22 protein-coding genes are annotated in these 24,259 nt (G+C 68.6%); 6 read left to right on the top strand and 16 right to left on the bottom strand.

Annotation, left to right across the window (positions count from 1 at the left end; all coding sequences use genetic code 11):
- Positions 1 to 30: 30 nt before the first annotated feature.
- The 3 genes from ABZS64_RS15805 to nth all read right to left on the bottom strand — a co-directional run bounded on the left by ABZS64_RS15805 (position 31) and on the right by nth (position 2,929).
- Positions 31 to 1,230: a MarP family serine protease gene (locus tag ABZS64_RS15805; RefSeq protein WP_355829250.1), complete on the bottom strand. Its 1,200-nt coding sequence runs from the start codon at positions 1,228 to 1,230 to the stop codon at positions 31 to 33.
- Between the two features lie 66 nt (positions 1,231 to 1,296).
- Entirely contained in the window at positions 1,297 to 2,004 is a 708-nt protein-coding gene (locus ABZS64_RS15800) for a CoA pyrophosphatase (RefSeq protein WP_355828897.1), read from the bottom strand.
- 82 nt (positions 2,005 to 2,086) lie between these two features.
- On the bottom strand, positions 2,087 to 2,929 hold the full coding sequence (nth, locus tag ABZS64_RS15795) for an endonuclease III (protein WP_355828895.1): 843 nt from the start codon (positions 2,927 to 2,929) through the stop codon (positions 2,087 to 2,089).
- 264 nt (positions 2,930 to 3,193) lie between these two features.
- On the opposite strand from nth, the gene ABZS64_RS15790 reads away from it, so the two are divergent.
- On the top strand, positions 3,194 to 3,868 hold the full coding sequence (locus ABZS64_RS15790; RefSeq protein WP_017947815.1) for a Crp/Fnr family transcriptional regulator: 675 nt from the start codon (positions 3,194 to 3,196) through the stop codon (positions 3,866 to 3,868).
- Positions 3,869 to 3,954: 86 nt separating this feature from the next.
- Here the strand turns inward: ABZS64_RS15790 and ABZS64_RS15785 are convergent, their stop codons facing one another.
- From ABZS64_RS15785 to ABZS64_RS15760, 6 genes are all read right to left on the bottom strand, one after another.
- Positions 3,955 to 4,842 (bottom strand): prohibitin family protein, encoded by an 888-nt coding sequence (locus tag ABZS64_RS15785; protein ID WP_355828892.1) that lies wholly within the window; start codon positions 4,840 to 4,842, stop codon positions 3,955 to 3,957.
- A gap of 154 nt (positions 4,843 to 4,996) precedes the next feature.
- Entirely contained in the window at positions 4,997 to 5,827 is an 831-nt protein-coding gene (locus tag ABZS64_RS15780; protein WP_355828890.1) for an MBL fold metallo-hydrolase, read from the bottom strand.
- Positions 5,824 to 6,690 carry an NUDIX hydrolase gene (locus tag ABZS64_RS15775; RefSeq protein ID WP_355828887.1) on the bottom strand — a complete coding sequence of 289 codons (867 nt, stop codon included), beginning with the start codon at positions 6,688 to 6,690 and terminating at the stop codon, positions 5,824 to 5,826. Before ABZS64_RS15775 ends, ABZS64_RS15780 begins: the two co-directional genes overlap by 4 nt.
- A gap of 84 nt (positions 6,691 to 6,774) precedes the next feature.
- Entirely contained in the window at positions 6,775 to 9,759 is a 2,985-nt protein-coding gene (locus ABZS64_RS15770; RefSeq protein WP_355828884.1) for a PQQ-dependent sugar dehydrogenase, read from the bottom strand.
- A 247-nt stretch (positions 9,760 to 10,006) separates the two neighbouring features.
- On the bottom strand, positions 10,007 to 10,477 hold the full coding sequence (locus ABZS64_RS15765) for a RidA family protein (protein ID WP_355828882.1): 471 nt from the start codon (positions 10,475 to 10,477) through the stop codon (positions 10,007 to 10,009).
- Positions 10,474 to 10,635 (bottom strand): DUF4177 domain-containing protein, encoded by a 162-nt coding sequence (locus ABZS64_RS15760; RefSeq protein ID WP_003975360.1) that lies wholly within the window; start codon positions 10,633 to 10,635, stop codon positions 10,474 to 10,476. The genes ABZS64_RS15765 and ABZS64_RS15760 overlap by 4 nt, the downstream gene beginning before the upstream one ends.
- Before the next feature lie 119 nt (positions 10,636 to 10,754).
- On the opposite strand from ABZS64_RS15760, the gene ABZS64_RS15755 reads away from it, so the two are divergent.
- Together ABZS64_RS15755 and ABZS64_RS15750 are read left to right on the top strand one after the other, a co-directional pair.
- Positions 10,755 to 11,717, top strand: coding sequence for an ArsA-related P-loop ATPase (locus tag ABZS64_RS15755; protein WP_355828879.1), 963 nt, complete (start codon positions 10,755 to 10,757; stop codon positions 11,715 to 11,717).
- On the top strand, positions 11,714 to 12,997 hold the full coding sequence (locus tag ABZS64_RS15750; RefSeq protein ID WP_355828876.1) for an ArsA family ATPase: 1,284 nt from the start codon (positions 11,714 to 11,716) through the stop codon (positions 12,995 to 12,997). Before ABZS64_RS15755 ends, ABZS64_RS15750 begins: the two co-directional genes overlap by 4 nt.
- A gap of 15 nt (positions 12,998 to 13,012) precedes the next feature.
- On the opposite strand, the gene ABZS64_RS15745 is transcribed toward ABZS64_RS15750, so the two are convergent.
- On the bottom strand, positions 13,013 to 13,357 hold the full coding sequence (locus ABZS64_RS15745; RefSeq protein ID WP_177149633.1) for a WhiB family transcriptional regulator: 345 nt from the start codon (positions 13,355 to 13,357) through the stop codon (positions 13,013 to 13,015).
- Between the two features lie 394 nt (positions 13,358 to 13,751).
- Between ABZS64_RS15745 and ABZS64_RS15740 the strand changes: the two genes are divergently transcribed.
- Positions 13,752 to 15,989 carry a transglycosylase domain-containing protein gene (locus ABZS64_RS15740; protein ID WP_355828872.1) on the top strand — a complete coding sequence of 746 codons (2,238 nt, stop codon included), beginning with the start codon at positions 13,752 to 13,754 and terminating at the stop codon, positions 15,987 to 15,989.
- 100 nt (positions 15,990 to 16,089) lie between these two features.
- Here the strand turns inward: ABZS64_RS15740 and ABZS64_RS15735 are convergent, their stop codons facing one another.
- A complete protein-coding gene (locus ABZS64_RS15735; protein WP_355828870.1) occupies positions 16,090 to 16,554 on the bottom strand; it encodes a GatB/YqeY domain-containing protein in 465 nt (154 codons plus the stop codon).
- Between the two features lie 22 nt (positions 16,555 to 16,576).
- Between ABZS64_RS15735 and ABZS64_RS15730 the strand changes: the two genes are divergently transcribed.
- Positions 16,577 to 18,079, top strand: coding sequence for a recombinase family protein (locus tag ABZS64_RS15730; RefSeq protein ID WP_355828867.1), 1,503 nt, complete (start codon positions 16,577 to 16,579; stop codon positions 18,077 to 18,079).
- Positions 18,080 to 18,261: 182 nt separating this feature from the next.
- Here the strand turns inward: ABZS64_RS15730 and ABZS64_RS15725 are convergent, their stop codons facing one another.
- From ABZS64_RS15725 to ABZS64_RS15710, 4 genes are all read right to left on the bottom strand, one after another.
- Complete coding sequence (locus ABZS64_RS15725; RefSeq protein ID WP_355828864.1) at positions 18,262 to 19,692, bottom strand: replication initiator; 1,431 nt, start codon at positions 19,690 to 19,692, stop codon at positions 18,262 to 18,264.
- 271 nt (positions 19,693 to 19,963) lie between these two features.
- The gene (locus tag ABZS64_RS15720) at positions 19,964 to 20,158 is read right to left on the bottom strand and encodes a hypothetical protein (protein WP_355828861.1); all 195 of its coding nucleotides are present in this window, start codon (positions 20,156 to 20,158) and stop codon (positions 19,964 to 19,966) included.
- Positions 20,151 to 21,458 carry an FtsK/SpoIIIE domain-containing protein gene (locus tag ABZS64_RS15715; RefSeq protein ID WP_355828857.1) on the bottom strand — a complete coding sequence of 436 codons (1,308 nt, stop codon included), beginning with the start codon at positions 21,456 to 21,458 and terminating at the stop codon, positions 20,151 to 20,153. The genes ABZS64_RS15720 and ABZS64_RS15715 overlap by 8 nt, the downstream gene beginning before the upstream one ends.
- The gene (locus tag ABZS64_RS15710; RefSeq protein WP_355828854.1) at positions 21,458 to 21,820 is read right to left on the bottom strand and encodes a hypothetical protein; all 363 of its coding nucleotides are present in this window, start codon (positions 21,818 to 21,820) and stop codon (positions 21,458 to 21,460) included. The genes ABZS64_RS15715 and ABZS64_RS15710 overlap by 1 nt, the downstream gene beginning before the upstream one ends.
- Positions 21,821 to 22,002: 182 nt before the next feature.
- Between ABZS64_RS15710 and ABZS64_RS15705 the strand changes: the two genes are divergently transcribed.
- A complete protein-coding gene (locus ABZS64_RS15705) occupies positions 22,003 to 22,779 on the top strand; it encodes a GntR family transcriptional regulator (protein WP_355828851.1) in 777 nt (258 codons plus the stop codon).
- 75 nt (positions 22,780 to 22,854) lie between these two features.
- Here ABZS64_RS15705 and ABZS64_RS15700 read toward each other — a convergent pair.
- A partial coding sequence (locus ABZS64_RS15700) for an integrase core domain-containing protein (protein ID WP_355828849.1) occupies positions 22,855 to 24,259 on the bottom strand: 1,405 nt, incomplete at its 5' end.

The following is a 24,259-nucleotide window of genomic DNA, read 5'->3' as shown; positions in this document are numbered from 1 at the left end:
GCGCCTTCGGCTCACTCGTACGGCTGACCGTTACAGCGCGCATCCCTGGCTGTCGACCTGCTGGTTGGCCGTCAGACCGAACGAGATGTCCTCACGGATCTCGTCGGCCGACAGCGCGTAACCGGTGTTCGGGTCGTCCAGCGAACGGGCGAAGATAACGCCGTACACCCTGCCGTCGGGCGTGAGCAGCGGGCCGCCGGAGTTGCCCTGACGGACCGTCGTGAACAGTGAGTAGACATCACGGCGCACCGTGCCACGGTGGTAGATGTCGGGGCCGTTGGCGTTGATCCGGCCGCGGACACGGGCCGAGCGCACGTCGTACGAGCCGTTCTCGGGGTAGCCCGCGACGATCGCGCTGTTGCCGCTGCGGGCGTCGGAGTCGGCGAACTGGAGCGGCTTCGCCTTGAGATCGGGCACGTCCAGTACGGCGATGTCGCGCTGCCAGTCGTAGAGCACGACCTTCGCGTCGTACAGCTTGCCCTCGCCGCCGATCTGGACGGTCGGCTCGTCGACGCCGCCGACGACATGCGCGTTGGTCATGACCCGGCGGTCGGAGAAGACGAAGCCGGTGCCTTCGAGCACCTTGCCGCAGCTCTGCGCCGTGCCGACGACCTTGACGATGGAGCGCTGGGCGCGGGCGGCCACCGGGCTGCCCGCGAGGGCCGGGTCCGGGGCCTGGACCTCGGTGATCGGCTCGTTCGAGAAGGGGCTGAAGACCTGCGGGAAGCCGTTCTGCGCGAGGACGGATGAGAAGTCCGCGAACCAGGTGTTGGCCTGACTGGGCATCACGCGGGAGACCCCGAGCAGCACCTTGGAGTTACGGACCTCCTTGCCGAGCGTCGGCAGGGCGGTCCCGGCGAGCGCGGAGCCGATCAGCCAGGCGACCAGCAGCATCGCGACGACGTTGACCAGCGCGCCTCCGGTCGCGTCCAGGGCGCGCGCGGGCGTCCATGTGATGTACCGGCGCAGTTTGTTGCCCAGGTGCGTGGTGAACGCCTGGCCCACCGAGGCACAGACGATCACGATGACGACGGCCACGACCGCTGCCGTGGTGGACACGTCGGAATCGTTCGTCAGCTGGCCCCAGATCACGGGCAGCAGATACACGGCGACGAGACCGCCGCCGAGGAAACCGATCACCGACAGGATGCCGACGACGAAGCCCTGTCGGTAGCCGACGATCGCGAACCACACGGCGGCGACCAGCAACAGAATGTCCAGCACGTTCACCGTCATTTGCCTCGCATATTCGTCGCCGTGTGCTCCGTCCGGCTGGAGCGGCTGGAAGTCAGCCTGTCATGAGCGCCAGTCGAGCGGGACCTGCTTGGCGCGGTCCCATGGTCGTTCCCATCCTGCGAAGTGCATGATGCGGTCGATCACACCCGCGGTGAAACCCCAGACCAGCGCCCCCTCGACCATAAAGGCCGGGCCGCTGTGCCCGCTCGGGTGCACGGCCGTCGCACGGTTGGCCGGGTCCGTGAGATCCGCCACGGGCACCGTGAAGACCCGCGCGGTCTCGGCCGGATCGACCGCTCCGACCGGGCTCGGGGTGCGCCACCATCCCAGTACGGGCGTGACGACGAAACTGCTCACCGGGATGTAGAGCTTGGGCAGGACGCCGAAGATCTGGACGCCTGCCGGATCCAGGCCGGTCTCCTCCTCGGCCTCTCGCAGCGCGGCGCGCAGTGGCCCGGTGGTGGCCGGATCGCCGTCCTCGGGGTCGAGCGCACCGCCCGGGAACGAGGGCTGACCAGGATGCGAGCGCAGGCTCCCGGCGCGCTCCATGAGCAGCAGCTCGGGGCCCGTGGCGCCCTCGCCGAGAAGGATCAGGACGGCGGACTGCCGGCCACGGCCGCTCTCGGGCGGCAGGAAGCGGCTGAGCTGCTCGGGCTGGACGGTGTCCGCGGCGCGCACGACGGGGTCGAGCCACGCGGGCAGCCCCTCGGTCGTGACCTCTACCTCGTGGTCGTAGCTCTGTTCGTACGTCTCTTCTCCAGCGCGCATCAGTGGCACCCCCTCGTTCACAACGCCTTGGGGCGCTTGGATCGTTCCGTGGCTCGTACGGCGTGCGGTCCGGGCTGCGGCGTCACCCGGTCGCCCCCAGGGGCGGGGCAGGCTTGCCCGGGTAGTCCGGGGGCGGGTTCAGGCGCTGGCCGGGCTGACCGCCCTTCTCGTACTTGAGCAGCTTCTTCGCCTTCTCGGGGTCCGTCTCGCCCTCTCCGTACGCCGGGCAGAGGTGGGCGATGGGGCAGACGCCGCAGGCGGGCTTGCGGGCGTGGCACATACGGCGGCCGTGGAAGATCACCCGGTGCGAGAGCATCGTCCACTCGCTCTTGGGGAAGATCGCGGCCATCTCCGCCTCGATCTTCACCGGGTCCTCCTGCTCGGTCAGCTTCCAGCGGCGCACCAGGCGCTGGAAGTGGGTGTCGACGGTGATGCCGGGCACTCCGAACGCATTGCCGAGGACCACGAACGCGGTCTTGCGGCCCACTCCCGGCAGTTTCACCAGGTCCTCGAGGCGGCCGGGGACCTTGCCGCCGAAGTCGTCGCGGAGGGCGGCCGCCAGGCCCATGATCGACTTGGTCTTGGCGCGGAAGAACCCGGTCGGGCGGATGAGCTCCTCGACCTCCTCCGGATTCGCGGCGGCGAGATCCTCCGGGGTCGGGTACTTCGCGAAGAGCGCGGGCGTGGTCTGGTTCACCCGCAGGTCAGTCGTCTGGGCGGACAGGACCGTGGCGACGAGCAGCTCGAAGGGGTTGGTGAAGTCCAGCTCCGGGTGGGCGTACGGATAGACCTCGGCGAGCTCCCGATTGATCCGGCGCGCGCGGCGGACCATCGCCAGCCGTGATTCCGGTTTGGGCGTTTTGCCCGATTTCTTTGGCCCAGGTGAGGGCTGTTCGCCCACAGCGGAATTTTGCTTTCCGGACACGCTCCCAGCCCCCTTGGCCTGCGCTCTCACCGGCGAATTGGACACCCGGCCACCCTACGGGCCACCACTGACATCCGCCCCGGTCACAGCCAATCGGGACCCAATCGGGCCCCTGCCGCACGAACAGGCGCTCCAGTGCGTCAGACTTGGCGTGACTGATCGCACGGTTTTACGGCCAGGGATCCGACCTGCGCCCGCACCCTGCGCGCGCGGTCCGGCATCATGGGGCCACGGTCCCTGAGCAGGTCGACAAGGAGAGAACACGTGGACGACGTTCTGCGGCGCGCCCCGCTCTTCGCGGCGCTCGATGACGAGCAGGCCGCGGAGCTCCGCGCCTCGATGAGTGAAGTGACGCTCGCCCGCGGCGACGCGCTCTTCCACGAGGGCGACCCCGGCGACCGCCTCTACGTGGTCACCGAAGGCAAGGTCAAGCTCCACCGCACGTCCCCCGACGGCCGCGAGAACATGCTCGCAGTCCTCGGCCCGGGCGAGCTCATCGGCGAGCTGTCCCTCTTCGACCCCGGCCCGCGCACCGCGACCGCCACCGCGCTCACCGAGGTCAAGCTCCTCGGCCTGGGCCACGGCGATCTGCAGCCCTGGCTGAACGCCCGGCCGGAGGTGGCCACCGCGCTGCTGCGCGCCGTCGCCCGCCGGCTGCGCAAGACCAACGACCAGATGTCCGACCTGGTCTTCTCCGACGTACCGGGCCGCGTGGCCCGCGCGCTCCTCGACCTGTCGCGGCGCTTCGGCGTGCAGTCGGAGGAGGGCATTCACGTCGTCCACGACCTGACTCAGGAAGAGCTGGCCCAGCTGGTCGGCGCCTCCCGCGAGACCGTGAACAAGGCACTGGCCGACTTCGCGCAGCGCGGCTGGCTGCGGCTGGAAGCGCGGGCCGTGATCCTGCTGGACGTGGAGCGCCTCGCCAAGCGTTCGCGCTGAGCATCTGCGGGACATAGCCGAGCTTCGGCAGACGTACGAGAAAGGCCGCCCGGAGGGATCCGGGCGGCCCTTCTCGCATCTGTACGTCAGTTCTTCGACGTGCCGTCCACGATCAGCGGGTTACCGCTGCCGCCGCCGCAGGGCACCGCGTACACCGGGTGCTTGGCCGCCGCCTCCTTGAAGGCGTCGATGCACTGGTTGGTCAGCACCTTGTCGGTGAGCGAGTTGTTGAGGATCTTGTTGGCCCTGGCGATGCCCTCGGCCTCGATCCGGCGGCGCTCGGCCTCCGCCTTCGCCGTCCGCGCCGCCTCGGTCGCCCGCTCCGTCGCCTGCTGCTGCTGGATCTTGCGGTCGATCTGGTCCTGGAGCCGGTCGGACGGCTTCACATTGCGCAGATTGACGGTGGTGACGTCGATGCCGCGCGGGGCGAGGCGCTCCTTGATCAGATCGCCGATCTCGGAGTTGATCTTCTCGCGGGCGGAGGTGTAGCCCTCTTCGCTGGTGTGGCGGGCGAAGACGTTACGGACGATCTCCCGGCTGTCGGGGTAGACGAGCCGCTGCTGGATGGCGTCCTCGCTGCCCGCCAGCTTGTAGAGCTCGATGGCCTTGGCTGGGGTCACCGCCCACTTCACGGTGATCTCCACGTACATCACGCCGCCCTGCGAGGAGCGCACCTCGACCACGTCCTTGTCGGAGAGGTTGAGGTCGACGGGACGGGTCGAGAACGTCGTGACGTTGGTGAACGGCGAGGTGATGTTCATCCCCGGCGTCATGGGCGAGCCGACCTTGCCGAAGGTGACCGGGACGCCGACCTCGTAGGCGCTGACGATGTGCACACAGCCGGCGATCCCAGCGAAGAGGCCCGCGAGCAGCGCCCCCAGGGCGCCGAGCTTGAGTCCGCGGCGCTCGCTGCCGCGGCCGACGAAGAACAGCACCGCTGCGGCGATGATGAGCAGGATGAACAGCACGAACACGAAAGTTCCCCCCAGGAACGAATGCCAGAAGTAAGCGGAGCGTAAAGCATGGGTCAACGCTTCCGGCGCGAGGGGGCCTGTCGGCGGTTTCGGTGCGGAACAGGGCTCGGATCAGCCCGGGCTCAGATCAGGCCGCGGTCGGATCAGCCCGGGCTCAGATCAGGCCGTGCTCGCGCAGATACTCCAGCTGCGCCCGCACCGACAGCTCCGCCGCCGGCCACAGCGACCTGTCCACATCCGCGTACACATGCGCCACCACATCGGCCGCCGTGACGTACCCGTTCTCGACCGCCGTCTCCACCTGGGCGAGCCGGTGCGCCCGGTGCGCCAGATAGAACTCGACCGCGCCCTGTGCGTCGTCGAGTACGGGCCCGTGGCCCGGCAGCACCGTGTGCACCCCGTCGTCGACCGTGAGCGAGCGCAGCCTGCGCAGCGAGTCGAGGTAGTCGCCGAGCCTGCCGTCCGGGTGCGCGACGAGGGTCGTACCGCGCCCGAGGATCGTGTCTCCGGTCAGTACGGCCCGGTCGGCGGGCAGATGGAAGCAGAGCGAGTCGGCGGTGTGGCCGGGCGTCGGCACGACCCGCATCTCAAGGCCGCCGACCCGGATCACATCGCCTGCCGCGAGCCCCTCGTCGCCGAGCCGCAGCGCCGGGTCGAGGGCACGGACCTTCGTACGCGTCAGCTCCGCGAAGCGCGCGGCGCCCTCCGCGTGGTCGGGATGGCCGTGCGTGAGCAGGGTCAGGGCGACCCGCTTGCCCGCCTTCTCGGCGGTCGCGACGACGGCCTCCAGATGGCCGTCGTCGAGCGGGCCCGGGTCGATGACGACAGCGAGCTCGGAGTCGGGCTCGGAGACGATCCAGGTGTTGGTGCCGTCGAGGGTCATCGCGGAGGCATTGGGCGCGAGGACATTGACGGCGCGTGCGGTGGCGGGCCCGGAGAGCACGCCACCACGTGGCTGCCCGGGCAGAGCCGCTGCTTCGGTCATCGTGGGCCCCTCGTCGGAATGTGCTTGGTGAATTCATCGTGCCCCGGCCAGCTCAGTACCAGCTCGCCGTCCTCCAGCCGGGCCTTCGCCAGTACGGGGGTGAGGTCCTGCTCCCCCGCGGCTGCGAGGGCCTCGGCGGCCGTCGCGTACGGCTCCAGCGTCCGCAGCGTGGCGACCGTCGGGGGCATCATCAGCAGATCGCCCTTGTCATAGCCCGCGATCGCTTCGGCAGGGCGGATCCAGACCGTGCGGTCCGCCTCCGTCGACGCGTTCCGCGTCCGCTGGCCCTCGGGCAGGGCGGCCACGAAGAACCAGGTGTCGTAGCGCCTCGGCTCGAACTCCGGGGTGATCCACCGCGCCCACGCGGCAAGAAGGTCCGAGCGCAGCACCAGGCCCCGCCGGTCCAGGAAGTCCGCGAACGACAGGTCCCGCTCGACCAGCGCCCGGCGGTCTGCCTCCCAGTCGTCGCCCGTCGTGTCGCCGACGACCGTGCCGGGGGTCTCGCCCGCGAGCAGGACGCCCGCCTCCTCGTACGTCTCGCGCACGGCCGCGCACACAATGGCCTGGGCCGACGCCTGATCGACCCCGAGCCGGAGGGCCCAGGCTTCCAGCGAAGGTCCCGCCCACCGCACCAGATGGTCGTCGTCCCGCGGGTCCACTCCGCCGCCCGGATATGCGTACGCGCCTCCGGCGAAGGCCATGGAGGCGCGTCGGCGCAGCATGTGGACAGCGGGGCCGTCCGCCGTGTCGCGCAGCAGCATCACGGTCGCGGCCCGCTTCGGCGTCACGGCGGTGAGCTCACCGCTCGCGAGCGCGCGAATCCGGTCCGGCCACTCCGGCGGGTACCACTGACCATTGGACATGGCCGGAGGCTATCCGCTCCCGCCGGGATGTTCGAGGGGCGGCCGTGCGTGCCGCCCCTCGAACCACTCGTCACGTGCCGGCGCTCACGTTCCCGCGTTGGAGTTTCCGCGAAGCTTCACATTCGCGGTGCTCGCGTTCTTGATCGCCGTTTCGATCTGGGCCATCGACGAACCAGAGGTGAGCCCCGGCACGGTCGCCGAGTTCACCGCGTACAGCGTGAAGGTGTACGGGTGCGTCGAGCCTCCGGGGCACGGGCCGAAGAACTTCTGCGAGTTCGCCCCGCTGCCCATGGCCTTCTGCTTGGCGCCGTCCTGGCCGGGGACGTCGTAACCCGACCCAAGACTCTCGGGGAGCGAGAGCTTGGCCGCCGGGACGTCCCAGATCGCCCAGTGCAGCTTGTTTCCGCTGTTGGCGACGTCGGCGAAGACGATGGCGTAGCTCTTCGCCCCGGAGCTTGCCGCGCCCCAGGCCAGCGGCGGCGACGGATCCTGGCCCGCCGTGCCGTCCCCGGCGCAGGTGTACTTCGCCGGGATGGTGGCGTTGTCGTTGAAGGCGCCGCTGGTCAGCTTGAACTCGCCGGGCTGCGGATTGCCTCCCGAGTAGACGATGTCGATCAACAGGACCCGGTCGTTGCCCGCCGTGCCGTCCTTGTCGGTCGACGTGGTGAGCCAGATGTCGCCGTCGTGGTCGACCTCGACGGTGCGCAGCCGGTCGTAGGTCCCCTGGAAGTACGTCTTCTGGTCCACCAGGTTCGAGCTCGCGTCGATGCGCAGCCGGTAGACGCGCTGGCCGACGGTGGTGGCGACGAAGACGTAGTCGTTGATGATGGTCAGGCCGCTGGGTGAGGCCGATGACGTGGGCCAGGTCTTCTTCGGTGCGATGTAGCCGGAGCAACTGCCGCTGGTTCCCTCACAGTTGGGCCAGCCGTAGTTGCCGCCCTTCTGGATGAGGTTGACCTCGTCCATGTTGCTGTTGCCGAACTCCGCCTGCCACAGCCGTCCCTGGGAGTCGAAGTCGAGACCCTGCGGGTTGCGGTGGCCGAGCGACCAGACGGCGTTGCCGAACGGATTGTCCGACGGGATGGTGCCGTCCGGGTTGATGCGCAGGATCTTGCCGTTGAGGGAGTTCTTGTCCTGTGCCCGGCTGCCGCTCTGGGCGTCGCCCATCGAGGCGTACAGCTTGCCGTCGGGGCCGAAGCGCAGCCGTCCGCCGTTGTGGAAGCGGCTCTTCTCCATGCCCTGGAGCAGGATCTTGTAGTCGCTGAGCGCGTTGTTCTCGTACTTCATCCGCACGATGCGGTTGCCCTCGGACGCGGTGTGGGTGAAGTAGAGGTAGTGGTCGGTGTTGAAGCTGGGGCTGATCTCGATGCCGAGCAGTCCGCCCTCGCCGCCCGTGGTCACGGCGTTGGGGACCTTGCCGATCAGCGTCTTCTGGCCCGACTTGGTCAGCTTGTAGACGTTGAAGGTGTTCCGCTCGGTGTAGATGCCGGAGCCGTCGGGGAGGAAGCCCAGGCCCCAGGCCACGTCCACGCCGCTGGCGAGCGTGGAGACGGTGCCGGGGTCGGGGACGCCGCCGGGCTGGCTGCCGCCGGTCGTGACGGTGATCTCCGGGCTGAAGTCGGACTTGTTGCCCTTCAGGTCGAAGGCCCTGACCTTGAACTTGTACGCGGTGTTGGCCTTCAGACCCGCGATGGTCGTCGACGTGGAGTCGGAGGTCCCGGCGGCCGCGCCGTCGCGGTAGATGTCGTACCCGGTGACCTTCACATTGTCCGTGGAGGGGTTCCACGCGAGGTCGACGCTGGTCGCGGTCTTGCCGGTGGAGCGCAGATTGCCCGGGATGCTCGGCGCCTCGTTGTCCGGCGGGGCGGGCAGTGTGGCGATGGTGACGGCGTTGCTCGCGGCCGAGACATTGCCGGCGGCGTCACGGGCGAAGACCGTCCAGTCGTACGAGGTCTCAGGGTTGAGGCCATCCACCGTGGCGGCGAGCGTGCTGCCGTCGACGCTCTTCATCAGCTGGCCGTGCTGGTAGATGTCGTACGCGGTGACCTTGACGTTGTCCGTGGACGCGTCCCAGGCCAGCGAGACGGTGGACGCCGTCGGCTCTTTGTCCTTGCGGAGGTTGGCGGGCGGGGTCGGCTTCTCGGTGTCGGCCGGGCCGCTCGCGGTGACGGTCAGCTTGTCCAGGTTGGGGCCGTCGCCATTGGCGGTGAGGGCGCGGATCTTGTTGGAGCCCGCCTTGAGGGCCGCGTTGGCGGTGACGGTCTTCCAGGTGGTCCAGGCGCCGGTGACGGGGAACGCGAGGTCGTCGGCGACGGAGGTGCCGTTGACCAGGATGTCCATCGGGCGGCTCGCGGTGGAGCCGTTGGCGTAGCGGAAGTCCAGCGTGGCGTTGGATGCCTGCGCGGAGTCGACGGTGAATTCGACGTACGAGCCTGTCACGGCCTGGAAGTTGACGAAGCCGGTGCCGGAGTAGCCGGCGTGGTTGGACTCGACGGCGCCCTGGGAGATCGTCCCGGACTCGGCCTCGTAGTCCGTGCCTGCCTGGACGTCGGCGGGAGTGACGTCGATGAAGTCCAGGTTGGGGCCGCCTTCTGCGGCGGTTGCTGTGGCCCGGATGGTGTTGGCGCCCGCCTTGAGCGTGACCGTGGTGGTCGCTGTGGACCAGGTGGTCCAGGCGCCGGTGGGCTGGAAGGGCAGATTGGCTGCGGCCGCTGCTCCGTTGACCGATATGTCCAGGGGGCGGTTGCCGGTGGTGCCGTTGGCGAAGCCGAGCGCCAGGGTGGCGGTGCCCGCGGCGGGGGCGTCGACAGTGAACTCCACATAGCCGCCGGCGACATTGGTGTAGTTGACGAAGCCGGTGCCGGAGAAGCCGAGGTGGTTGGACTCGGCGACGCCCTGGGAGATGGTCGCCGTTTCTGCTTCGTAGCGGACGGGGGCGGCGCTCACGGTCGTTCGGGCGGCGGGCTCGGCATTGCTCAGGGCCGGAAGGGCCACGGTTAACGCTGCGGTGGCCGCGGCCACGAGGGCAGCGCCGACCGATCTGCGCGACCGGCGGGGGGTTGGTGCCACGGATCCCTCCTGCGTTCAGATGGTTAGGAAACGTTCCTAACCGTGGACAGGTCACACCCGTCGACGCGTCCACGTCAAGAGATATGCAAGGGATTACCAAAGACGAGCGAGGCCCCGCATCTGCCGAAAAACCGGCGGACACAGGGCCTCATATGGCGCTTGACCAGGAGCTTCGGCTCCGTACAAGCTCAACTCCGTGCTGAACGATCAGTCAGTCCTGCACGGTCGCCCAGTCCTGGATGGCGCATCAGCCCTGGACGAGCTCCACCTGGATCTCGACCTCGACCGGAGCGTCCAGCGGCAGCACCGCGACGCCGACCGCACTGCGCGCGTGCACACCCTTGTCGCCGAACACCGCACCGAGCAGCTCACTGGTGCCGTTGAGCACGGCGGGCTGGCCGGTGAAGTCGGCAGCCGATGCGACAAAGCCGACAACCTTCACGACACGGGCAATACGGTCCAGGTCGCCGACGACCGATTTCACGGCGGCCAGCGCGTTCAGCCCACAGGTGCGCGCAAGCTCCTTGGCCTCCTCGGGGGTGACCTCGGCGCCCACCTTGCCGGTGACCGGAAGCTTGCCCTCCACCATCGGGAGCTGGCCCGCGGTGTAGACGTACGCACCCGAAATCACGGCCGGCTGGTACGCGGCCAGCGGCGGCACGACCTCCGGCAGCGTCAGCCCGAGCTCGGCGAGCTTCGCCTCGACAACGCCGCTCATGCCTGCTTCTCCCGCTTCAGGTACGCCACGAGCTGCTCGGGGTTGTTCGGCCCGGGAACGACCTGGACGAGCTCCCAGCCGTCCTCGCCCCAGGTGTCCAGAATCTGCTTGGTCGCGTGCACGAGAAGGGGCACGGTCGCGTATTCCCACTTGGTCATGGAGCCGACTGTAGCCGCACCGGCCGCCGGCCTTGTGAAGCAGCCCGCGGGCAGCCTCCCGCACAGCCCGAAGGCACCTTCGTGCGTAGGCCGCAGCCCGACTGGTTAGTCTCGAATACGTGAGCAGGCTTCAGGTCGTCAGCGGCAAGGGCGGTACCGGTAAGACGACGGTCGCCGCCGCCCTCGCGCTGGCCCTCGCAACCGAGGGAAAGCGCACTCTCCTTGTCGAGGTCGAGGGCAGACAGGGCATCGCACAGCTCTTCGAGACGGAGGCTCTTCCGTACGAGGAGCGGAAGATCGCCGTCTCGTCGGGCGGCGGCGAGGTGTTCGCGGTGGCCATCGACGCCGAGCGCGCGCTCCTCGACTACCTCCAGATGTTCTACAAGCTGGGCACCGCGGGCCGCGCGCTCAAGAAGCTCGGCGCGATCGACTTCGCGACGACCATCGCGCCCGGTGTCCGGGACGTACTGCTGACCGGCAAGGCCTGCGAAGCCGTACGCCGCAGGACCAAGCAGGGCCCGTACGTCTACGACTACGTGGTGATGGACGCCCCGCCCACCGGCCGCATCACACGCTTCCTGAATGTCAACGACGAGGTGGCGGGCCTGGCCAAGTTCGGCCCGATACACAATCAGGCCCAGGCCGTGATGCGCGTACTCAAGTCCCCCGAGACCGCGGTCCATCTGGTGACGCTGCTCGAGGAGATGCCCGTCCAGGAGACCGCGGACGGCATCGCCGAGCTGCGCGCCGCCGACCTCCCCGTCGGCAAGGTGATCGTGAACATGGTGCGCCCCCACATCCTCGACGAGGAGGCGGTGCGCGACGCCGCGGGCGACCGGCGCGCGGACATCGCCAAGGTGCTCACCACAGCAGGCGTCAGCGGATCGGCGAAACTCGTGACCCCGCTCCTCGAGCAGGCCGCCGACCACGCCCAGCGCGTGGAGCTGGAGCGCGAGCAGCGCGCGGCACTGACCGGCCTCGGCCTGCCGACGTACGAACTCCCCCTGCTGAGCGAGGGAGTCGACCTCGCGGGGCTCTACCGGCTGTCGAAGGAACTGCGGAAGCAAGGGACCGACTCATGACCCTGGACGCGGCGGCCCCTCTCGAAGTCGACCCGCTGATCGACGACCCCGCGACCCGCATCATCGTGTGCTGCGGCGCCGGAGGCGTCGGCAAGACCACGACGGCCGCGGCCCTCGGCGTACGGGCGGCAGAGCGCGGCCGCAAGGTCGTCGTCCTGACCATCGACCCGGCCCGCAGGCTCGCCCAGTCCATGGGCATCGACTCCCTGGACAACACCCCTCGCCGGGTCAAGGGCATCGACGGCGAGGGAGAACTCCACGCCATGATGCTCGACATGAAGCGGACCTTCGACGAGATCGTCGAGGCACACGCGGACGCCGAGCGGGCCCGCGCGATCCTGGAGAACCCCTTCTACCAGTCCCTGTCGGCCGGTTTCGCGGGCACGCAGGAATACATGGCGATGGAGAAGCTGGGGCAGCTGCGCGCCCGCGACGAATGGGACCTGATCGTCGTCGACACTCCGCCCTCGCGCTCGGCGCTGGACTTCCTCGACGCACCTGGACGCCTCGGGTCCTTCCTGGACGGGAAGTTCATCAAGCTGCTGATGGCGCCGGCGAAGATGGGCGGCCGGGCTGGGATGAAGTTCCTCAATGTCGGCATGTCGATGATGACGGGGACGCTCGGCAAGCTGCTCGGCGGTCAACTCCTGCGTGACGTACAGACCTTCGTTGCCGCGATGGACACCATGTTCGGCGGCTTCCGTACCCGGGCCGATGCCACCTACCGGCTGCTGCAGGCCCCCGGCACGGCCTTCCTCGTGGTCGCGGCGCCGGAGCGGGACGCGCTGCGGGAGGCCGCCTACTTCGTGGAGCGGCTGGCGGCGGAGGAGATGCCGCTGGCCGGTCTGGTGCTCAACCGGGTCCATGGCAGCGGCGCCGCCCGTCTGTCGGCCGAGCGGGCACTTGCCGCCGCAGAAAATCTTGACGAGGGCCGCATTGTGGATCAGAGGTCCGGGAAGACTGGTGTTCGTGACGCCGCGGCCACCTCTCCCGAATCCCAGCCCGTGGACGACACCCCTGTGGACGACACCGACGAGGAACACACCCCCGCGGACCACACCACAGAACAGCTGACGGCGGGTCTGCTGCGCCTGCACGCCGAACGGATGCAGGTGCTCGCGCGCGAACAGCGCACGCGCGACCGCTTCACCGCGCTCCACCCCGAAGTGGCGGTGGCCCAAGTGCCCGCCCTGCCCGGCGATGTACACGATCTCGCCGGCCTGCGGGCCATCGGTGACCGGCTCGCGACCGGCGGTTCTGCTCCGGCCGGAGCTGTGTAAACAAACAGCGGTGGGCTAGCCCACCGCTGCGTACGTCTCGTATGTCTCGTCGTCGTCGAGGCCCACGGGCAGGATGCCCGCGCTGCGCTCGTACTCCGTACGCGCGGTCTCGAGCAGTCTGCGCCAGGAGGTGACCGTGGGACGCCTGCGCAGCAGTGCGCGCCGTTCCCGCTCGGTCATTCCACCCCAGACGCCGAACTCGACGCGATTGTCGAGCGCATCGGCCAGGCACTCGGTCCGCACCGGGCAACCGGTGCACACCGCCTTGGCCCTGTTCTGCGCTGCCCCTTGTACGAACAGTTCATCCGGATCGGTAGTGCGGCAGGCTGCCTGCGCACTCCAGTCGGTTACCCAGCCCATGCCGGCGCCGTCCTCTCCCGAATCGAGGCTCCCCCACGGCGGCAGCGGCATATTCACCGCTGCCAGTTGAGGACGTTACGGAAGGTGGGCACAGCGCAACACCCCCTTCGGGCCCAATCTTGAATGGCCCGAACGGACTATGCGTACGCGGCAGATCACCCAGGGGAGTGAGCCGGGGGCATATGTCACTATCCCGACAAAACGGGATAGGTTAGTTGAGTCACAACGGACGTTGGACGACGCATGAGGCGGATTCGGGCAGCGGCCCGCCAGGTTCGGGTACAGCGGGAGTAGTGGAAGGCCTTGATGCAGAACCGCACTGCTGTGACAGTTGTGAGCAGCTTAGGCCAAGGCATATACGTGTGTCCGGCGAATGAGAACGTAGGCTGCCCCCATGCCACAGAAGCGCTCCGGCGGAGGTCTGACCGGGACCCAGCAGGCCGCCAAGTTCCTCGGCGTCAGTGTGCTCTCCGGAGCAGTGCTGGCCGGCATCGCCCTGCCCGCCTTCGGGGCGCTGGGGCTCGCGGCCAAGGGAACGGTCAAGGGATTCGACGACATCCCCGCCAACCTCAAGACCCCGCCGCTGAGTCAGCGCACCACGATCCTGGACTCGCAGGGCGGGCCGATCGCCACGGTCTACTCCCGCGACCGCACGGTGGTGTCGCTCAAGGACATCTCCCCGTACATACAGAAGGCGATCGTCGCGATCGAGGACTCGCGCTTCTACGAGCACGGCGCGATCGACCTCAAGGGCGTCCTGCGCGCGCTCAACCGCAACGCCCAGTCGGGCGGCGTCTCCCAGGGCGCCTCGACCCTGACCCAGCAGTACGTGAAGAACGTCTTCGTCGAGGAGGCGGGCGACGACCCCGACAAGGTCGCCCAGGCCACCCAGCAGACGATCGGCCGCAAGATCCAGGAGCTCAAGTACGCGATCCAGGTCGAGGAAGAGCTGGGCAAGAAGAAGATCCTGGAGAACTACCTCAACATCACCTTCTTCGGGCAGCAGGCGTACGGCATCGAGGCGGCGTCGCAGCGCTACTTCTCCAAGTCGGCCAAGGACCTGAAGCTGGAGGAGGCAGCGATGCTCGCGGGCATCGTGCAGTCCCCCAGCCGCTACGACCCGGTCAACGACACACAGGAAGCGACCAAGCGTCGCAACACCGTGCTGCAGCGCATGGCCGACGTCCGCGACATCACGCAGGCCGAGGCGGACAAGGCGAAGGAAGCGCCCATCAAGCTGAAGGTCAGCAAGCCGAAGAACGGCTGCATCACGGCCGTCAACGGCTCGGGCTTCTTCTGCGACTATGTACGCGAGGTGTTCCTGTCCGACCCGGTCTTCGGCAAGACCAAGGAGGACCGGGCCAAGGTCTGGAACCAGGGCGGCCTGACGATCAAGACGACGCTGGACCCGAAGGCCCAGAAGTCGGCGCAGAAATCGATCAAGGAACACGTCTACCAGACGGACGATGTCGCCTCCGCCGTGACCATGGTCCAGCCCGGCACCGGCAAGATCATGGCGATGGGCCAGTCCAGGCCGTACGGCTTCGGAAAGACCGAGACCCAGATCAACTACTCGGTCAACCAGGGCGTGGGCGGGTCGAACTACGGCTTCCCGGTCGGCTCGACCTTCAAGCCGTTCGTGGCCGCGGCGGCCATAGAGCAGGGCAAGCCGCCGACGCAGATGTATCCGGCGCCGTACGAGATGCCGTACCCCTCCCAGGTGGCAACCTGCAGCGGAAAGCCGTGGGTCAACATCGGCAACCAGCGTCTCAAGAACGAGAACGAGAAGGAGGTCGGTCCGTACGCCCTCAAGGAGGCGATGGCGAAGTCGGTCAACACCTACTTCGTGCAGATGATCGGCGACATCGGCCTCTGCCCGGTCATGGAGATGACCCAGAAGCTCGGAGTGGTGCAGGGCAACGGCAAGAAGCTGCCCGAGGAGCCCTCGCCACTCACCCTGGGCTCCACCGGTATCTCGCCGCTGACCATGGCCAACGCGTACGCGACCTTCGCCAACCGGGGCACGTACTGCACCCCGACCGCGATCGAGTCGATCACTACGGCCGACCGCAAGAGCCTCGAGGTCCCGAAGTCCACCTGCGGCAAGGTCATGTCCGAGCGGACCGCGGACACGATCAACACCCTGCTGCGCGGAGTGATCGACTCCGGTACGGGCCAGCAGGCCGGTCTCCAGAACCGTGACAACGCAGGCAAGACGGGTACGACCGACGGCCGCAAGAACGCCTGGTTCGTCGGCTACACCCCGAACCTGTCCGGCGCCGTCTGGGTCGGCAGCCCCACCCAGCAGGTGAAGATGGAGCACATCTACATCGGCGGCGAGTACCAGGACAAGGTCTTCGGCGGTCAGGTCCCCGGACCGATCTGGCGGGACGCGATGACCGGAGCGCTGGAGGGGCTGGAAGCTCCCCCGTTCGTCAGCGTCCCGATCCCGGACCCGCCGAAGGAGAAGCCCGAGAAGCCGGACGAGGACGGCAAGCCCGGTGACAACCGGGGCCAGGGCAACGGCGGGCAGACTCCCTTCCCCGGTATCTCGATCCCGCCGGACCTGATCGGCGGCGGGAACAGCCGCGGGCAGGGGAACAACGGCGGGACCGGCGGGGGCTTCCCGTAGGAGTCGCGTACGAGGGGCATGACTGAGGGGACCCGGCCGGACGGCCGGGTCCCCTCAGTCGTACCTCGTTCAGATGCTGCTCTGTGCTGCTGCGTGCTGCTCAGCCCGCGAGCAGCTGCTTCACCGCGGCGGCCACCCGGCCACCGTCCGCGCGCCCGGCCACCTTCGGGTTCACGATCTTCATGACCGCACCCATGGCACGCGGGCCCTCGGCGCCGGCGGCCTTCGCCTCCTCGACGGCCTGCGCCACGATCGCGCCCAGCTCGTCGTCGGTCAGCTGCTTGGGCAGGTACGCGTCGAGCAGCTCGCCCTCGGCCTTCTCCCGCTCGGCCGACTCGGTCCGACCACCCTGCGTGAATGCCTCAGCCGCCTCGCGGCGCTTCTTCGCTTCCTTGGCGATCACCTTCTGCACCTCGTCGTCGGAGAGCTCGCGCGCCGTCTTGCCGCCGACCTCCTCCTTAGTGATCGCGGTGAGGGTCAGCCGGAGCGTGGACGAGCGCAGTTCGTCGCGCGCCCTGATGGCGGCGGTGAGGTCTTCCTTGAGCTTGGACTTGAGGCTAGTCATACCTTCTTCATAACCTTTTCTCATGGACCCGGTCAACGAGGATTCGCAGGTCAAGAACGACTCGGAACGGCTCCGCAGGCTGGCCCGAATAGCCGGGTCGCAGCGAGACAAACGCAGTCGCACCGACTGGACAGGGGAACCGGCGGCGATCTACTGCCGGATTTCGCACGTCAACGACGACGATCAAACCGGTGTCGACCGACAAGAGCGTATCTGCCGTGACATCGCGCAGCGGCTCGGTGTGACGGTCGATCAGCACATGGTCTTCGTGGACAACAACCGATCGGCGTGGCAGCGCAACCGGAAGCGGAAGGGGTGGGATGCCCTACTCGATGCCGCACGGTCCGGAGCCGTCCGGCACATCCTGACGTACCACCCGGACCGGCTGATGAGGCAGCCGCGCGATCTTGAGGAGCTTCTCCAGATCGCGGACGACAACAGCATCAACCTGCACGGTCAGGCCAACCAACGGGATCTTGCCGACCCCGACGACCGGTTCTTTCTGCGCATCGAGGTGGCGCACGCTTGCAGGTCCAGCGACGACACCTCCCGACGACTCAAAGACGCACTGATCGACCGCGCCCAGGACGGCAAGCCGCACACCGGGAAGCGGCGGTACGGCTACGACAAGAGCGGCACGGCCATCATTCCCGCAGATGCCGAGATCGTGCGCGAGATTTTCTCCCGGTACCTCGATGGGGAGTCGACCACGGCCATCGCGACAGATCTCAACAAGCGCAAGAAGCCGACCGCGCTGGGCAAAGGGTGGAACAGCTTCAACGTCCGGGCGATCTTGGCCAGTCGCCACGTCGCTGGAATTCGCGTGTTCCGCGGGGAAGAGCTGGGCCAGGGCGAATGGCCGGCGATCATCCCTCGGGGCACATGGGACGAGGTGCAAGAGCGGCGCAGCTACCGCACCGCAGCGAGCTGGGGCAAGTACGCGCCCAAGCACCCGTACATTCTCCGCGGGCTGGTCGTGTGCAAGAGATGCGGCAACCGGATGGGCGGAAGCGGCGGCAAGTACTTGTGCAACCGCGCGGCGCGGTCGGACTCGAACCGCTGCGGCCGCTCCGCCAGCTGCGCACCGCTTGAGAAGTTCGTGAGTGATGCTGCGATCAAGCTTCTTGAGCGGTTGGACGTGACTGGTCAGGAGAGCGCCGCTGTCCTGTCGGAGGAAGATCGAGCGGCAATCGAGGGCGACCGCGGAGAGCTCGCCGAGCTCAAAGACATGTGGGACAAGAGAGAACTGAGGACGCACGAGTACCGCGCAATGAGGAGGACAGTCGAGGAACGGATCTCGAAGGTTGAGCGCAAACTCGTCGTGCGACCGGCAGTCGAAGTGCTCCGAGGCCTCGTCGGTCCAGACGCCCGGCGCAACTGGCGCGAGCTTGTGAAGGCTGAAGAGTACGACCGGCTGAACGCCGTCCTGCGGTTCCTCTTCAACGCCGTGATCATCGATGAACCGACCACGAAGGGGCGGTATTTCGACTTCGGCCGCGTGGACATCGACCCCAACCCGATCTGAGGGCGACGACGTGGGCAGGGGTTGGGGACTTCAAGCACGAAGTCCCCAACCCCTGTCACCTTGGTGAGTCGGCCACGGGAGGCCGGAGGAGCCGCGCAAGGCGTCGCGCTCCCTCCGGGCTGATCCTGGTTGGAAAGCGAGCGCAGACGCGTTCCAGGTGCCGCTCGCGCTCGGCCGCAGGGTCACGGCGCACTGCCATTGATGCGCCACCTCCCCGGGGCACCCAACTCCTCGCCCGAGATCTCGCGGTTGCGCATCAGGTCTTCAGCGACGCCTGCGGCGATGAGTGCTGCGCCGGGGGTGTGGCCGGAGGTGATGTAGCGCCAGTGCGCGTCGGTGATCGCAGCGGAGTCGTTGGGCAGGTCGGTCGCGGCGGCGGTGCGTTCGTGGTGGGCGCGTTCGGCGCGCAGGGTGGCGTAGGTGGTGGAGTAGGCGCGGGATTTGGTGAGGATGTGGCCTCGATATCCGAGGGTGTGGGCCCAGGCCCGGAGCCGCAGGGGCGCGAATTCCGGCAGGTCGCCGAGTCGCCAGCAGGCGCGCATGAGGGATCGCAGGTGCGGTGAGACCGGAGCGGTTTCGATGTCGTCGGCGGAGGTGAGTCGGTGGTCGGTGCCGGCGGCTGTGTCGGCGGCTCCCTTGGTGACGTACTTGGCCACGTACGCGGCGACCGCTTCATCTGCCAGTCCGTGGGCGTCGCCGAAGGCGCGCAGCGGTCGGGCGTCGAGCTGGGCTCCCCAGCGCATGGCATGTTCGCCGATGGCCGGGCTGTAGGGGCTGTGGACCGTGACGGCGCGCGCGGCAGTGTGTACGGCGGCGGTGAGCGCATCGGCGGTTCCCCAGGGCGGGGGCGGGTCGTGGGGGCTGGCCGGGCCGTCGAGGCGCACGACGGCGTGGACGTGGATGGCGGCTCGTCGTTGGTATTCGGCGACTTTGGCGAAGGAGAGCCGGGCGTGGTCGGGGAAGCGGGTCTGGGCGATCCCGGCGGCCGAGGCCAGCGCCCGGCGCACGCCTCGGGTAAAGCGGGCCCAGAGCTCCCCCGCATGGGCGTGCCACAGGACGTGGCCGGGGTAGTCGTAGCAGTCGGGGCACAGCGGCTGGCCGACGAGGGGCTCTGTGTCGGTGTGCCGTGCCGGGCAGCCGATGGACCGACCGTGCTCGCAGTGCCCGGCAGCGCGGCGGGGGCGGCAGCGCTCGTCCCCTTCGGTGATGTGGTGGACGGGGCCGAAGCCGGGAGCGGTGAGGGTGACGAAGAGCCGCGGACGCTCGCGTACGTCGTCGGGGACGCTCTTGCCGCCGAGGAGTCCGGCGCGCACGAGGTGGAAGGTGTCTCCGGCGTGGAGGCGGGAGCAGGGCGGGCAGACGGTGGCGCGCCGGTTGCGGCAGCGGACCAGGAGCCGTTCGCCCGGTTCTCCGGTTGTGTCGTAGTGGTGCAGGATCTCGCCGCTGTGCGTGTCGCGGACGGTGGTGGCGCCGGTGAGGTGGATGGGGTGGGCGCAGCCGCCGGTGGCGGTGATCTGTTCCAGCCAGCGATCAAACTGCGGGTCTTGGGCGAGGCGGATGATGTCGCGGTCGACTTCGGTGAGCTGACGCAGACGCGCCGCGCGGTCGAGCACGGCGCGTCTGTCAGCCGAGGTGATCTCGGCGGTGATGGTGGGGACCTCCCCGGTTGGGCCGCCGAAGCGGCACGGACGGATGGTGGGTGGGCTGTCTCCATGGCGATCACTCCCTGTCGTTCGGTGCGCTGGCTGACCGGTCGGGTCAGCGGATGGTTCCGGCGCCCCGGCAGCAGCGGCAGCGCCGCCGGTGTCCGGTGCGGGTCTTGCGGTAGCGCTCGCCCTTGCAGACGGGGCAGCGCACGCGACGCATCGGCATACGGCCCCCCTGTCAGGTGTGGGTGAACCCGGAGAGGATCCAGGTCACGAGACTGTCGACGGTGAAGATGACCGGGGTCTGTCCGAGGTAGAGCCCGAACAGGCCGACCATCACGGCTTCCCACGCCTTCACGTCGCGGGAGCGGACCAGGAGGACTGTGATGATCCCGAAGACCAGCGCAAACGGAATCGCCGCTTCCTCAGTCATGGATCTCAGTCCCTTCCGAGGCCTTGAGGGCCTGGTCCACACAGGGCAGTTCGGGCGTCATCCCCGCGTAGGCAGAGGCGGTCTTGCGGGCCTCTTCGGTGGTGGTGAGGTGGGAGCGGGCTCGGTCCCAGCCGCCTTCGGTGCCGGTGCAGACGGCCACGCCCCTTTCCTGCGCGGTGATGGACTGGGCAACAGTGACGGCGTCCTTGTTGAGGTCGCCCAGGGTCATTTCTGCGGTGGCGGGGTCGTTGACGCGGTGGCAGATCCGTCCCGCCAGCTGGGCGCGCAGGGCGGTCACCCCGGGGCCGAGGTCGGAGCCGACGCGTTGCCCGGCGACGACGAGATGCACGCCGAGAGCTGCGCCGAGCTGTCCCAGGCGCAAGAGGTAGGTGGAGCACTGCTCGGCTTCCGCCTTGCCTTCCCTCGTGCCGTCCGTGAGGTAGAGCTCGGCGAGTTCATCGACGATGACGACGACGGGCACCGGTCGCTCGGTGTGGGGCAGCTCCCAAATCGAGCGGGCCCCGGCTTGGCGGCAGACGCGCATCCGGTCCTGGAGGTCGGCCACGAGCGCGCCGAGGACGGCCACCGCCTCACGCCGGTTGGTGGTCAGCGCGGTCAGGCGATCACCGAACAGCCCCAGTTCCATGCCGCCCTTGCAGTCGATGCCGACCAAAGCCACCTGTTGCGGGGCGAGCTGGGTCACCAGCCGGGCAAGGAGCGTGGACTTGCCCGACTGGGTCGCACCGGTGATCAGCCAGTGCGGCACCACGCGGAGGTTCATCACCCAGGCCCCGCCCGACTCCAGAACACCGACCAGCGCGCAGAGCAGTTCAGATGGGGCCGAGACAAGTTCGGGGCGTTCCAGCGGATCCCGAGCGATGGCCGTGATCAGGACAGTTCCCCGCTCCGGGGACGTCACCCGCACTCCGTGCATGCGCCAGGCGTGCATCAGTGCGTCGGCTGCCGCGATGAACGGTCCCGGCGTTTGCCCCGGATGCAGCCTCACCACCAGAGACAGGCCGGTCGGTGTGGCGCGGGGGAAGGAGATGCGCGGGGCGCTGGGGCGCACCGGCTCACCCCGTACTTCCAGGTCCCCCAGCAGCCGGCGGGAGGGCCTGTGGGTGACGGTGAGCCCGTTGAACTGCGCGAACCTGCGCCAGGTGACCAGCACCCGCACCGCGGTGATCGGGTAGCCGGTGAGGTACCAGAACCACACCGGGTGTCGCTCCCGCAGCGCGGACCCGGCGAGAAGTAACCACGCGAGCGCGGCGAGCGCAAAGGCGAGCAGAATCGGTCCCATCAGGCGCCACCCGCCTTACCGGCAGGGGCAGTTCCCGACCCGCCACCGCTCGGTACGGGGGTGATGGCGGCGGCACGGAAGCTGATCCCGTGCCGTTCTCCCATCGCCCAGGCAAACGCCTCCAGGCCCGTGACCCTGACCTCCGTGCCCTCCGTGACGCCCTTCGGCTCACCGGTCACCGAAATCTCGATCACCGAGACCCGGCGTCCCTCCTGACGGACCATGACGGCGACGGTGTAGATCGTGTTGCCGTCCCGGTCCTTCTTCACCTCCTTCGTCTCGAAGTTGCTGACCTTCGCTTCCGGCTCGACAGCGCACCGCAGTACGCCCAGCCGGGATGTGTCCACAGGTATGGACTGCATAGGTAGTCGGCCTCCTTGGCCATCCAGACGTCAGGCTCCCTCTGACGTCACTCGTCCTTACGAGTGACAACCATGCATGTCTTGACGCGAGAAGGCAAGCGCTTATGCTGACGAGTGACGTAACACGACGGGCGTCAGCCGCCCGCTACCCAGCGCGCGCCCACGAGCGGAAGGCCCCAGACATGGCAGGCATCGAGCGCCCCGGACCGCTGTACCAGCAGGTCGCCGCCGCTATCCGGCAAGGCATCATGGACGGCGACTTCCCGCCCGGCACCCCGCTCCCCTCCGAGGCCCAGCTCATCGAGCGCTACGAGGTCAGCCGGCCAACGGTGCGCAACGCGATTGCGGCACTCCGGTCGGAAGGGCTCATCGAAGTGCGGCACGGCAAGGGCAGCTTCGTGAAGGGCACCCCGACGCCGCCCCTCACCATCGACCGGTCGATCACCCGCACCGGTAAGAAATTCGCTCCCGGTCATACCCCGTGGGAGCAGCCGCACGAGCCGACCGTGTACCGGACCGAGACCACTGCCACGACAGGCCCGCTGCTCGAACTCGGCGAGGGTGAAGCGCTGTTCGGCGTCGACCGCGTCCTGATCGACCCGGCCACCGGAGCCCGCGCACTGCACCGCGTGCTGATCCCGTTCGCCACCGCCGAGAACGCACCGCCCCTCGCCGACGCCCCAGACACCGCGCTGGAGGACATCTACGCCGCTCTCACCGCGGCCGGGCACAAACTCACCTGGTCCGAGACCGTACGCGCCCGTATGCCCCAGGCCGACGAGCGCAGCGCCCTGGATCTGCCCGACGCCACACCGGTCATCCACACGATGCGCGTCACCCACGGCACCGACCACCAGCCCCTCATCCTCGAAGAGCTCCGCGCCAACGGCAGCCAGGCCCAACTCACCTACCGCATCACCGCCGACAGCCCCCGCACACTCCGCGCCGTCCGCAACTGACAGCCCGCCGACGGGCCGTGTCGAGTCTCAGTTGATGGTTGACGGGTTGGCGTCGGGTGATGCTTGACGTCTTCCCTAGACGATCTTCCGGCGATTGTGTTCGCCGGACTTGCGGACCACCACCTCCTTCCTGGTGACACGCGGGACGGTGGTGATCAACTCGCTGCCGTGAAAGACCCGGATCGATTTCTCGTCCAGGTGGGCGGTGACGATCTGGTGGGCATAGCCGCGGCCGAGTTGGACGCGCTGTCCGGCGACCATGAAGCCGCCGACGCTGCTGACCGTCCGCTCGGCGATCTGCTCACCGGGCGGAGGCAGCAGCGGTGCCGGCCCGGCCGGACGAGCACCCTGCAGGCGCCCGCAGGCCGAGGGCGGCAGAGGGCTGGGCAGGGTGGCCTGCAGAACACGCTGCTCGTCCAGGACCTGCAGGACTTTCCCGTCGAGCCGGAGGGTGACCCGCTGTCCGGCGAACGGCCAGCCGACCAGGACCTTGTCACCGCCCAGGCCGACGTAGCCGACCGCGTTGACGGTCCGGTCCACCTCCACCGCCCCCTTCGTGTCCTTCGCCGGGCCGGGGTCGTCCGCCCAGGGTCCAGCAGGTCGGGCGCCCCCGCCTGCCAGCAGGGCTTTGAGATCCCGGCCGGACAGCTTCGAGGGCAGCGTCTTGTGCCGGCCGCCGCCGATAAGAACGTGCAGCCGGTTCACGTCGATCCGCAGGGTCACCGTGGTGCCCGCCAGAGCCGGGCCGAACCAGATCTGCTGCCCACGCAGGCTCAGGTTCCCCGACGCGGGAACCACCCGCTCCAGCTCGATCGCGCCGACCTCACCCTCGGCCATCGGCCAGGAAACCGGCTCGGCCGGAGGCACTGGGACATCCGGATTCGGGACCGGGTCGAGGCGGGCGGGCAGGACCACCGGCAGCGCATCCTGCTCGGACCGCGGCCGGGGAACGAACCGGCTGCCCGGGACGGCCATGTCCAGGGACTGATGCGGCCGCATCCGGTTGTAGTCCTCCAGCCAGGCATCCACCACCGCCTGCGCCGTGGCCAGGTCGACGAACGGTTCATGGCCGTCGAGGAGTTCACGCCGCAGAGTCTGATGGAAGCGTTCGATCTTCCCCGTGGTCGTCGGGGACTGCGGCTTCGTCAGCCGGTGCGCGATGCCGTTCTCCCGGCAGATCCGGTCGAACATCGTCTCTCCCGGCTTGCCGGAGCCGAAGCGGGCGGTGAACTGCTTGCCGTTGTCCGTCAGCACCTCGCCGGGCACTCCGAACCGCAACAGCGCCTCGCCGAAGGCCAGACACACCGCCCGGGCCGTGGCCCGCTGCACCACCTTCGCGATCACCATGAACCGGGAGTGGTCATCGATCCCGGTGACCATCTTGCACTCGCTGCCGTCCGCCAGCAGGACACCCCCGACAATGTCCATCTGCCACAGCTCCATCGCCGTCGACCGCTCCCACCTGCGGTAATCCGCCCGG

The organism is Streptomyces sp. NPDC005408 (assembly GCF_040606445.1).
GTDB lineage: Bacteria > Actinomycetota > Actinomycetes > Streptomycetales > Streptomycetaceae > Streptomyces.
The sequence above is the reverse complement of the archived record's forward strand: the minus strand, read 5'-3'. Positions and strand labels throughout refer to the sequence as shown.